This is a genomic window from Sphingomonas sp. AC411 (genome assembly GCF_979253035.1).
In genome coordinates this window covers 2,906,772-2,918,322 of the sequence record NZ_CEEDAQ010000001.1, presented here as the reverse complement: position 1 = coordinate 2,918,322, position 11,551 = coordinate 2,906,772, and the positions used below count along the sequence as shown (strand labels likewise).

Here is an 11,551-nt window from a genome sequence, read left to right as displayed (position 1 = left end):
CGCCCGACAAGACCGGCGAGCCCGCTACCGGCACCGACGAGAATGGCGAGATCGTCGTCACCGGCAGTTACGCGCGCAGCCTGCGCGCCGCGACCGAGACGAAGCGGCGTGCCGATTACGGCGTCGATCTCGATCAATTCGACCGACATCGGCAAGTTTCCGGCACAGAACGTCGCCGAGGCGTTGCAGGTGATCCCCGGCGTGACGATCACCCGTCCGCGCGGCGAGGGTCTGTACGTCAGCGTCCGCGGGCTCGGGCCGCAGTTCCAAAGCACGCTGCTCAACGGCAGCACGGTGGCGCTGAACGACCTGATCGAGAATGGCGGCGCGAACGGTCGCCAGTTCCGCTTCGAGATGCTGCCCGCCGAATTCACCTCGAGCATCGACGTCGTCAAGACGCCGACCGCGAACATGACCGAGGGTGCGCTGGGCGGGAATATCGACGTCAAGACGTTCCACCCGCTCGACGTCGGCAACAAGACCACGGTCAATCTGCGCGGCACCTATACGGGCCAGACCGACAAGGTGAAGCCGAACGCGACGGTCATCACCAGCGCGACCAACGCGAGCGGCACCTTCGGCATCCTGGCCGGCGCGCAATATTGGCAAAAGGCGGTGCGCAACGATCGCTTTCTGAACTTCGGCTGGAACCTGGACAAGTTCACCGCGCCCGCCTCGGGGGGCTCGCGACCGGACTCTACACGCCGACCCGCACGCGCCCGACGATCGAGACCGAGGATCGCAAGCGGATCTCGGGCATGGTCTCCGCGCAGTGGAAGCCGAATGCCGAGTTCGAGACCACGCTCGACATTCTCGCGACCCGGCTCGACGTCGCCTATGACGAATTCGGCCTCGACATCTATCCCGACGATGCGAGCGTCGCGGGGCATCGCCCGGTGATCGTGCCGTCCAGCGTCAAGCTCGACGGCGATACGGTGGTCGCCGCGACGATCAACGACGTGCGTTTCATGGCGTCGCGCGAATACAGCCTCAACCGCCACGACCTGCTCAACATCGGCCTGCGCCAGACCTGGGATGCCGATGCGTGGCACGCCTCGGGGACCGTCAACTGGTCGAGCGCACACAGCTATCACCCGAACTATAACGAGGGCACGGTGCGCAGCCGCGCGATGTTCTTCGCGCCGCTGACCTACGACGCGTCCGCCGGCTACAAGACGATCCCGACCTTCACGACGACGACCGATGCGACCAACCCGGCCAACTACCAGCTGTACCAGTTCAACATCGCACCCAAGGACAGCAAGGACTGGGATTTCTACACCCGCGCCGATGTCGCGCATGATTTCGACGGCTTCATCACCAAGCTGGCGGCGGGCGGCGAATATCACTGGCGCAAGCGCGACTATTTCCGCCGCGACTTCAACGTCAATCCGGCTGCCAACACCCCGCTGTCGAGCCTCGGGTCGGGCGCCTACGAACAATTGCCGTACGACGATTTCCTGAAGGGCGTGTCCGGCAATACGCTGCGCCAGTTCCTGGTGCCCGTCACTCAGGCCTATCTCGACGCGTTCTTCACCCCTGCGGTGCAGGCGTCGCCGTTGACCGCGGGCGATCTACGCTCGTCGTTCGTCGTGAAGGAGAAGATCTGGGGTGCGTATGCGCGCGCCGATTACGGCTTCGACGTCGGCGCGGTGCCGGTCACCGGCAATCTCGGCGTCCGCTATGTCCACACCGATCAGGTCGCGAGCGGTACGCTGACCACCGGTAGCGTCGCGACGCCGGCAAGCTTCCCCAAGACGTTCAACAACTGGCTACCGAGCTTCAACCTGCGCGCCGAACTGACGCACGATCTGGTCGGTCGCCTCGCCGCGAGCCGCGTGCTGACGCGTCCGAACGTCACCGACAGCGCGCCGCGGATCACCGTATCGACCGACGCGCCGACAGCGGGCGGCGGCAATCCTCAGCTGGTGCCGTTCCTGGCCACGCAGTTCGACGGATCGCTCGAATGGTATTTCAACCGCGCCGGCTCGCTGACGGGCGCGGTGTTCTACAAGGCGATGGACGACTATATCACGCAGCAGAACGTCAACATCGACATCCCCGGTCGCGGCACGGTGTTGCTCTCGACGCAGGTCAACGGCGGCGACGCGAAGGTGTACGGCGTCGAGGCGGCCTACAACCAGGTCTTCACCTTCCTGCCGGCGCCGTTCGACGGTCTCGGCGTGCAGGCGTCCTATACGCACACCTCGGTCAAGGCGAGCTACACCGCAGGCGCACGGCCGATCCGCGACGAGCTGATCGGGCTGTCGAAGAACAGCGCCAACATCAGCGGCTTCTACGAGAAGGGACCGATCTCGACGCGGCTGTCGTACGTCTGGCGCGACCGGTATCTGTCGGGCACCGGCAGCACGACGCAGGCGCCGGTCTACACCGCGCCGTTCGGATCGCTCGACGGTAATATCTCGGTCAAGGCGAGCGACCGGGTGACGTTCAGCCTGGAGGGCATCAACCTGTCGGGTGCGCATCTCTACACGTATAACGACGACGAGAACCGCTTCGGCGAGATCAATTACTGGGGCCGGACCGTGTTGTTCGGCGTGCGGGCAGAAGTTTGATGCGGACCTTCGCACGCGCAATGCTGGTGGTCGGTCTGTCGATCGGTGGCGCCACCCAGGCCGCCGAGCCCGATCATGCACCGGGGCAGGGGCCGGCGCGGATGAACGAGATCCAGGTCGTCGGCTCGCACAACAGCTTCAAGGCAAAGATCCCGGATGCGGTGATGGCCGAGCTGCGGCGGCGGGATCCGAAGACCGCGGCGGCGCTCGATTATTATCATCTGCCGCTGGCCGCACAGCTCGATCGCGGCGTGCGGCAGCTGGAGATCGACATCTTCGCCGATCCGAAAGGCGGTCGCTACGCCGATCCGAAGGGCGAGCGGCTTGCGCGGGCGGCGGGGGAGACGACCGCGTTCGATCGTGCGGCGATGCTGCGGCCGGGGTACAAGGTGTTCCACGTTCCCGACATCGACTATATCTCGACCTGCGTGACGTTGCAGCGCTGCCTCGGCGAAGTGAATGCCTGGTCGCGCGCGCACCCGCGCCATCTGCCGATCATGGTCACGATCAACGCCGCCGATACGCAGGCCTCTGCGCAGGTCGCGGCACCGTTGCCGCTCGACGATGCCGCGCTGCTCGACTCGCTCGATCGTGAAATCCGGCAGGCGATACCGGGACGGCGGCTGATCGTGCCGGACGAGGTGCGGGGCAATGCCGCGACGCTGGCGGCGGCCGTGCATGGTAAGGGCTGGCCCACGCTGGAGGCTGCGCGCGGTCGGATCTACGTCCTGCTCGATGTCCGTCCGGCCGTCTCGAACGCCTATCGCGCGGGCCATCCGTCGCTGCGGGGACGGGCAATGTTCGGCTGGTATCCCGACGGCGAGCCCGAAAGCGCGATCCAGATCGTCCAGGATCCGTTGGTCGACGGCGCCCGCATCCGCGACTGGGTGAAAGCCGGCGTTATCGTCCGGACGCGGACCGACGCCAACACCGTCGAAGCGCGCACGCACGACAGGACCAAGGCGAAGGCGGCGACCGACAGCGGCGCGCAGGCGGTCAGCACCGATTATTATCCGGGCGCCCCCGACCCGCAGGGGTTCGGCTTCGCGGTGACCCTGCCCGGTGGTGCGATGGCACGGTGCAATCCGGTGCTGGTGACGGCGCCGTGCACGGTGGAGCCCTGAGATGCGCTTGACGTCTCTTCTGGTCGGACTCGCGATCGCCAGCAGCGTGGCGTTTCCGGTGCGCGCCAGCCTGGTGACCGAACGCGCGGTGCTGGTGATGCGGCACGGCATTCGCGCACCGCTGCCGGGGGAGGTGCCCGACGGCACGCGCACCGCAGCGCCCTGGCCGAAATGGTCCGTCGCCGATAGCCGGGTGACACCGCACGGTGTTCGGGCACTGCAGATCGTCGCGGCGGAAGACCGCAAATGGCTTGCGGCACGCGGCCTGTTTGCAGCGAAGGGGTGCCCGGGCGCGGCAACGCTACGGATCGCCAGCAACAGTTCGGATCGTACGATCGCCAGCGGTGACGCCTATGCCCAGGGGTTTGCGCCGGGCTGTGGCCTGCGCGTCGAGCACCGTGCGCCCGGCATGGTCGATCCGATGTTCGAGCCGCTCCGCGCGCATGCGACCGCGTTCGACGCGGCCAGGGCGATTGCCGATATCGACCGCGTGACCGGAGGGATGCCGGCGCTCGTCCGCCGGCACCGTGACGCGATCGCCAGCCTCGATCGCGTGCTGGGCTGCGGCGGGGGCTGCGTGCCCGCGGGACCGGCGCGTATCGTGTCCGATGACGGCGGTCACGGCATCGCGCTCGAAGGGGCGATCCGCGGCACGTCGGGCGTCGCGCAGGTATTGCTGCTCCAGTATCTCGAAGGCCTGCCCGCGCGCGACGTCGGCTGGGGACGCGCCGATGCCGCGGCGTTGAAACGGCTCGGGGCGCTGCATGCAGCGTTGTTCGCGGTGTTCGCCAGGCCGCCCTACATGGCGGCGCACCAGTCGTCGGTGATCGGGCGCCGCGTGATCCGGTCGCTGAACGACGGGCCGCGGCTCGATGTGCTGATGGGCCACGATACCAACGTCGCCGCGCTGGCGGCTGCGCTCGGGGTCGATCTCGTCACGCCGGGCTATGCGACCAACGATGTCCCGCCCGGCGGCGCGCTGCTGTTCGAGCGGATCCGGGATACGGTTACCGGGCGGACGTTCGTGCGGGTCTCCTATCGCACGCAGTCGCCCCGGGTCCTGCGTGCCGGGGGCGTGGCATGACGGTCACGCCGCTGCGGGTGGCCGGCTGTGCACGGACGCTCTGCCCGGCGGCGATCTTCACCCGGTCGCTCGAACGACGTCTGGCCCCGGTCCGCAACTGAACGTCGGGCGGGGCTGAACGTCGGGCGTTACCCGCCGACGCGGACCGCCAGCAGCTGCGCGACCTTCGCCTTGAACGCCCTCAGCTTCGCGCCGGACAATTGCGCGACGCTCGCGAACGAGACCGAGCGCGGGTTGATCGCGGTGCCGTTCTTCCAGACTTCCCAGTGCAGATGCGGCCCGGTCGACATGCCCGTCGAGCCGATATAGCCGATCACCTGGCCCGCCCGCACGCGCGTACCCGACGACACCGCGATCCGGCTCATATGGCCGTAGCCGCTCGCCATGCCGCCGCCGTGGACGAGCTTGACGAAATTGCCGTAGCCGCCGGTCCGCCCCGCGAACGCGACCCTGCCGTCGGTCATCGCGCGGATCGGCGCACCATAGGGCGCGCCGATGTCGAGGCCCTTGTGCATGCGCGTGAAGCCGAGCAGCGGGTGCGTCCTGAGCCCGAAGCTCGAGGTGATCCGCCCGATCACCGGCATGCCCGATACCGCGCGGCGTTCGGTCTGGCCGTTCGCGTCGAACCAGCCGCCGCGGCTCGCATCGTCGTCGACGTTCGCCGCATCGGGGGCGAACCGTACGAGCTGCACCTTGCGGCGACCCTGGTCGATCCCGGCGAACAGCAGGTCGCCGATGCGGGTCTCGCCGGTCGCCGCGCGTTCGCGCTGGACGATCAGGTCGAAGCTGTCAGAGGCGGTCACGTCGCGGCCGATCGACAGCCGGGTCGAGATCGCCTTGATGAACGACTCGACCGCCTTGGCGGGCACGCCGGCCGCTCGCGTCGAGCGGTAGAGGCTGGAGCCGACCAGGCCCTGGATACGCAGCGGCGTCGAGTCGATCGCGATCGGCTTGCGGTTCGCCGTCAGCCCGCCCGCACCCCGTGCCAGCGACAGCGCCAGATCGAACCGCGCGCGAAAATCGAGCTTTTCCAGCGGCCGGGCCACGGTCCGGTCCGCCCGCCGCCCGAGCGTCAGCGCGATCCGCGTGCCCGCCGGGATCGCCTTCGGATCGACCGACTGCGCGACCAGCGCCGCCGCCGCCTCGGCATCGTTGCGGCCGACGCCGGCGCGGATCAGGGCGCGGTCGAAACTGTCCCCTTCGCCGAGCGTCGCGGAGAGATCGACGCTCGGCCGTTCGGGCACTTCGGCCAGCGGCGCGACGAGATCGTTGGCCCCCATCCGCCGCCCCGTCGTCGCACCCTGGGCGAGCGGCGAGATGCCCTGTGCCCGTGTCTCCTCCCACTCGGCGCCCGCGAGCGGCGTCGGCACCGCGCCGACCAGCGGCTTTATCCCCGGCGACAACGTCCAGGTCGCGGCACACAGCGCGGTGCAGGTCGCAAGGCCGCGCCACCAGTCGAGACTCCCGATCCGCGCGCCGAGATCGGGCACCCAGTCTATCTGCGTCGCCCGGTCGAGCAACGGCGCGCGTGTCGGCTGGGCGCGCGCCGGCGTTGGCGCACGACCGAACCCGCTGTGGCGCTGGCCAATTCGAAGCCCTGATCGTTACGAAGATACACGCAAGGCCCGCCCCGATGGTGCCGGTCCCCCGGCGTCACGCGGTGGTTGTGGTCGCGACATGCTAAAGTCAAATTAACCGGTGTGTATGGCTCGCCCAAATTGCGCTGAGATGTGCGCGGGCGGCGGCGGATCGTTAATACCGACGAAACTCTTCGCAGGTCATTGCGCCGCCACGCTTTACCCCCGATGTTGCTGCAATGAACGACGGCGCGAACGACGGGATCACGGCGGTTCTCGGCCCGACCAATACCGGCAAGACGCACCTCGCGATCGAGCGGATGTGCGCGCATTCCAGTGGCATGATCGGCTTCCCGCTGCGGTTGCTCGCGCGCGAGGTCTATGACCGCGTCGTCGCGATCAAGGGCGCGAACCGGGTGGCGCTCGTCACCGGCGAAGAGAAGATCGTGCCGCCCGACGCGCGCTGGTTCCTGTGTACCGCCGAGTCGATGCCCGATCGCGACGTCGCCTTTGTCGGGATCGACGAGGCGCAGCTAGGGGCGGATCCCGAGCGCGGGCATGTCTTCACCGATCGCCTGATGCGCGCGCGGGGCCGCGAGGAGACGATGATCCTCGGCTCCGAGGCGCTACGGCCGATGATCAAGGCGCTCGTGCCCAAGGCGGAGATCGTCAACCGACCGCGCTTTTCGACGCTGACCTATGCGGGTGCGAAAAGATCAGCCGGCTGCCAAAGCGCTCCGCGATCGTCGCGTTCTCCGCAGAGGAAGTGTACGCGGTCGCTGAGATGCTGCGGCGCCTGCGCGGTGGCGCGGCCGTCGTCATGGGCGCGCTGTCGCCCCGCACCCGCAACGCGCAGGTCGCGATGTTCCAGGCAGGCGAGGTCGATTACCTGGTCGCAACCGATGCGATCGGGATGGGGCTCAACATGGACGTCGCGCATGTCGCGTTCGCCAGCCTCAACAAATTCGACGGCAAGCGCCAGCGTCGCCTGACGGTGGCGGAGATGGCGCAGATCGCCGGCCGCGCGGGGCGGCACCAGCGCGACGGGACCTTCGGCGCGCTGTCCGACGACGGTCCCGGCGCGTTCCTGCCCGAGGAAGTGCTGGCGATCGAAGAGCACCGGTTTCCGCGGCTCGAAAATCTGTATTGGCGGCAGGGCGAGCCTGATTTCTCCAGCATCGATGCGCTGGTCGCGAGCCTGGAGGCGCGGCCTCCTGCGGGCGTCCTGCGCGCTGCGCCGCAAGCACTCGATCTCGGTGTATTGAAGCGGCTGGCCGAGGAGGGCTGGGTGCGCGAGCGGGCGCGGCATCCGGCGATGGTCGCGCGACTGTGGGCGGCGTGCGGCGTGCCCGATTTCCGGAAGGTCGGGCTCGATCCCCATGCGCGCTTCGTGTCGCGGCTGTTCGGGCATCTGAGCGAAGGGCGGGGGCATATCCCGCACCAATGGTTCGCCGACGAGATCGCGCGGCTCCATACGGTGGCGGGCGACGTGCCCGTCATTGCCGGACGGATCGCCGCGACGCGGATCTGGGCGTATATCGCGCAGCGGGCGGACTGGCTGGCCGAGCCGACGCTCTGGGCCGCGCGCACCGCTGCACTCGAAGAACGGCTGTCGGACGCGCTGCATGCGAGCCTGACGCAGCGATTCGTCGACAAGCGCACGACCGCGCTGATGCGACAGATCGGCGCGGATGCGGGCGCGCTGCCGGTGGTGATCGGCCCCGAGGGCGAGGTGATGGTCGAGGATCATCCGATCGGTCGCCTCGACGGGTTCCGCTTCACCGTGGCGGCGGATGCGCGGGCGAGCGACAAAAGGCTGCTGCTGGCGGCGGCGGAAAAGCGGCTGACCGGCGAGCGTTCGCGCCGCGGGCAGTCGCTGGTCGACGCACCCGATGCGGACATCGCACTCGACGATGCGGCGCAGATCATCTGGGCGGGGCATCCCGTCGCCAAGCTCGGCGCGGGACCGTCGTTCGCGCGGCCGAAGCTGATCCTCGATCGGTCGCTCGACTGCCTCGACAAGCCCGCGCGCGATCGGATCGAGGCGCGTCTGTCGCTGTGGCTCGGCGCGATGCTCAAGCGGCGGATCGCAGTGCTGGTCCACCTCGCCGACTTGAGTCGCGATCCCAACGCGACGCCCGCGTTGCGCGCGGTCGCCAGTGCGATCGAAGAGGCCGGCGGGATCCTGCCACGGTTGCCGATGCGCCTCGCGCTCGACGCGATCGATCCCGAGGAACGCAAGCGGTTGCGCAAGATCGGCATCACGATCGGTGCGCTCGACCTGTTTGACGCGCGCTTGCTCAAGCCCGAGTCGGCACGCTGGCGGCGTATCCTGGCGGCGGCTCGCGGTACGATGATCGCCGTGCCGCGCGAGGGCGCCACCGTGCTGGCGCGTGGCAGCGAGGGTGCGGTTCTCGAAGCAGGGTTCCGTCCGCTCGGACTCCAGGCGGTCCGCGTCGACCTGATCGAGCGGATCGCCCGCGTCGCGCACGACTCGCGACAGGGGCGCACGCCGTTCGCGCCCGATCCGGCGCTGGCCACCTCGATCGGCGTCGATCCGGCGTCGCTGGAGCGGTTGATGGCCGAACTCGGGTTCAAGGCGCTGGCGGGGGACACGCCGCGCTGGGTCTGGCGTGGCCGTCCGCCGGCGCGTGCCGTGGCGCCGACGCCGATCGATCCGTCGCGGCAGAATGCGTTTGCCGGGCTCGCCGCACTGGTCCGCCATGGTTGAAGGCGCGATGCGGATCGATCGGTTCCTGTGGTTCGTGCGGCTCGCAAAGACGCGCAGCGCCGCGCAGGCGATCGCCGAGAAGGGGCATCTCCGCATCGACGGCCGCCCGATCGATCGCGCGCATTGCCCGGTGCGGGTCGGGAATGTGCTGACGTTTGCGGTGGAGGAGCGGGTGCGGGTGATCCGGGTCGAGGCGCTGCCGGTCAGGCGTGGCCCGGCGCCCGAGGCGCAGGAATGCTATCAGGATCTGATTGCGGGGAGGACGCCGGCCGGTACCGTCCGCGATCCTGCCTCGGAATAAACTTGATCCTCCCCTGCAAGGAGGTGTCAGTCCGCAGGACTGACGGAGGGGTGATACCCTCTCGACAGCGCGAATACCCCTCCGTCTGGCAAGCGCCAGCCACCTCCCTTGCAGGGGAGGAACAGAGTGGCAAAGCCTGATAACGTCTCGCACAAGCCCAGCTATGATTGACGCGACGGGCCTGCGCGCATAGTCGCTGGCGCGTTCGTCGCCGGGAAGGAATCCGGCCCAGGAGTTCTGCAATGACCTACGTCGTCACCGATGCCTGCATCCGCTGCAAGTACATGGACTGCGTGGAAGTGTGCCCGGTCGACTGCTTCTACGAGGGCGAGAACATGCTGGTGATCAATCCCAGCGAGTGCATCGACTGCGGCGTGTGCGAGCCCGAATGCCCCGCCGAAGCGATCCTGCCCGACACCGAGAGCGGGCTGGAACAGTGGCTCGAGCTGAACACGACCTTCTCGGCGCAATGGCCCAACGTCACGCGCAACGACAACCAGACCCCGCCGGACGCCGACGCGATGAAGGGTGTCGAGGGCAAGTTCGACAAATATTTCTCGCCCGAACCCGGCGCAGGCGACTGATAAGAGGCGGCGAATCCCGAAAAGGGCAAGCCGCCTGCCACGTTCGGCTGGTAATTTTGTTGCAAAGCTGCTAGATGGGTCCGCGACGGGCGCGATGATTCACGTCATCCGCTTGACGTACAGACCTATCCCTCCCCCGATGCAGCTGCGACGAGTCCTTCGTCGAGGCGTCGCGTGGAGGCCTGATCCGGAAAGGCCCCAAATGGCTGCCAAGGCACTGTCCTTCGATGTCGGTGATTTCGTCGTTTACCCAAAGCACGGGGTCGGCCGTGTGATCGAGCTCCAGCGCTCGGAAATCGCCGGCATGACACTGGAACTCTACGTCCTCCGGTTCGAGAAGGAGCGCATGACGCTCCGCGTGCCGACCAACAAGGCCGAAAGCGTCGGCATGCGCAAGCTGTCGTCGGACAAGACGATGCGCGAGGCGATGGACACGCTCAAGGGCAAGCCCAAGGTCAAGCGTACCATGTGGTCGCGCCGTGCGCAGGAATATGAAGCCAAGATCAACTCGGGCGACCTCGTGTCGATCGCCGAAGTGGTCCGCGATCTGTTCCGCGCCGACGACCAGCCCGAGCAGAGCTATTCCGAGCGTCAGATCTTCGAAGGCGCGACCAGCCGCCTCGCGCGCGAACTGGCGGCGATGGAAGAACTCGACGAGCCCAAGGCGCAGGAGAAGATCCTCGACATCCTCCGCGCCGCGGCCGCGATCTACAACAAGGACAAGGTGCCGGCATAACCGCTGGGTGCTTTGTCGAGACGAAAGGGCGGTGCCGCGGGGCCGCCCTTTTTCGTTTGGGGGATCGATTGCCTTTCGATCCTCCCCGCCAGGGGAGGTGGCACCGAAGGTGACGGAGGGGGAGGACACGGCACAGAGGTGGCCCCTTGCCGCCCCCTCCGTCTGGCAAGCGCCAGCCACCTCCCCCTGGCGGGGGAGGATTGAAAGGTGGTACCTCCCACGATCATCCCTGCCTTCGCCGGGCTAATGCAAGTACCTCAAGTATATCCTGCGTTAAGTTTGGCGGATTCCGCTAATCTGAACGTAAGCTTGCCATCGATCAAGAAAGCGACCGGCAGTATCGTTACACGCAAAATTCAGTCGCAGACTCCATCCTCGGACAAGTCTGGCCCGATCGGGTGAACGTCTCGCCGGACGGAGCGACCGTCTCGGCGGATATCGATTGTCATTGCCCCGACTCTCCGCTGACTGACGCCATCCATGTTTGGAAAGGTTAAGTCTATGCGTACGAATCTCCCGAAATACCCGACGGTCGCCCTGATCCTCATCGCCGGCGTCGGCCTGAGCGGTTGCGCCACGAAGGGCTTCGTCCGAGATCAGATCGCCGTCGTCAACACGCGGATCGACGGCATGGACGGTCGCCTGCGGACCGTCGAAGGCACGTCCGGCCAGGCACTCGCCCAGGCACAGGCCGCCGCCGGCCAGTCGCAGCAGAACGGCCAGCGTATCGACCAGCTCAACGGCCGCGTCGATGGCCTCGACCAGCAGATGCAGATGCAGGCCCAGCAGCGCCAGCGCAAGCCGCGCGGCTAAGCCATCCACGCTAGCGCCTGCATCG

At 67.7% G+C, this 11,551-nt stretch carries 8 protein-coding genes and 2 pseudogenes; 9 read left to right on the top strand and 1 reads right to left on the bottom strand.

Annotated features, from left to right (window positions below; translation table 11 throughout):
• Nucleotides 1-42: 42 nt before the first annotated feature.
• The 4 genes and pseudogenes from AC0IX7_RS14950 to AC0IX7_RS14935 form a co-directional block, all read left to right on the top strand.
• Nucleotides 43-375, top strand: a pseudogene (locus AC0IX7_RS14950) (TonB-dependent receptor plug domain-containing protein); the annotation flags it as partial.
• Nucleotides 376-602: 227 nt separating this feature from the next.
• The gene (locus AC0IX7_RS14945) at nucleotides 603-2,576 is read left to right on the top strand and encodes a TonB-dependent receptor (protein WP_471812612.1); all 1,974 of its coding nucleotides are present in this window, start codon (nucleotides 603-605) and stop codon (nucleotides 2,574-2,576) included.
• Nucleotides 2,576-3,700 carry a Ca2+-dependent phosphoinositide-specific phospholipase C gene (locus AC0IX7_RS14940; RefSeq protein ID WP_471812610.1) on the top strand — a complete coding sequence of 375 codons (1,125 nt, stop codon included), beginning with the start codon at nucleotides 2,576-2,578 and terminating at the stop codon, nucleotides 3,698-3,700. Before AC0IX7_RS14945 ends, AC0IX7_RS14940 begins: the two co-directional genes overlap by 1 nt.
• Before the next feature lie 7 nt (nucleotides 3,701-3,707).
• Nucleotides 3,708-4,784 (top strand): histidine-type phosphatase, encoded by a 1,077-nt coding sequence (locus AC0IX7_RS14935; protein WP_471812608.1) that lies wholly within the window; start codon nucleotides 3,708-3,710, stop codon nucleotides 4,782-4,784.
• A gap of 128 nt (nucleotides 4,785-4,912) precedes the next feature.
• Here AC0IX7_RS14935 and AC0IX7_RS14930 read toward each other — a convergent pair whose 3' ends face one another.
• A complete protein-coding gene (locus tag AC0IX7_RS14930) occupies nucleotides 4,913-6,304 on the bottom strand; it encodes a M23 family metallopeptidase (RefSeq protein ID WP_471812606.1) in 1,392 nt (463 codons plus the stop codon).
• Between the two features lie 296 nt (nucleotides 6,305-6,600).
• On the opposite strand from AC0IX7_RS14930, the pseudogene AC0IX7_RS14925 reads away from it, so the two are divergent.
• From AC0IX7_RS14925 to AC0IX7_RS14905, 5 genes and pseudogenes are all read left to right on the top strand, one after another.
• Nucleotides 6,601-9,092 (top strand): annotated as a pseudogene (locus tag AC0IX7_RS14925) (helicase-related protein).
• Nucleotides 9,085-9,393 carry an RNA-binding S4 domain-containing protein gene (locus AC0IX7_RS14920; protein WP_235982864.1) on the top strand — a complete coding sequence of 103 codons (309 nt, stop codon included), beginning with the start codon at nucleotides 9,085-9,087 and terminating at the stop codon, nucleotides 9,391-9,393. The pseudogene AC0IX7_RS14925 and the gene AC0IX7_RS14920 overlap by 8 nt, the downstream one beginning before the upstream one ends.
• Nucleotides 9,394-9,635: 242 nt before the next feature.
• Nucleotides 9,636-9,977 carry a ferredoxin FdxA gene (gene fdxA, locus AC0IX7_RS14915; protein WP_031393648.1) on the top strand — a complete coding sequence of 114 codons (342 nt, stop codon included), beginning with the start codon at nucleotides 9,636-9,638 and terminating at the stop codon, nucleotides 9,975-9,977.
• Between the two features lie 202 nt (nucleotides 9,978-10,179).
• Entirely contained in the window at nucleotides 10,180-10,713 is a 534-nt protein-coding gene (locus AC0IX7_RS14910) for a CarD family transcriptional regulator (protein WP_056053923.1), read from the top strand.
• Nucleotides 10,714-11,214: 501 nt separating this feature from the next.
• Complete coding sequence (locus tag AC0IX7_RS14905) at nucleotides 11,215-11,526, top strand: hypothetical protein (RefSeq protein WP_128454792.1); 312 nt, start codon at nucleotides 11,215-11,217, stop codon at nucleotides 11,524-11,526.
• Nucleotides 11,527-11,551 lie beyond the last annotated feature (25 nt).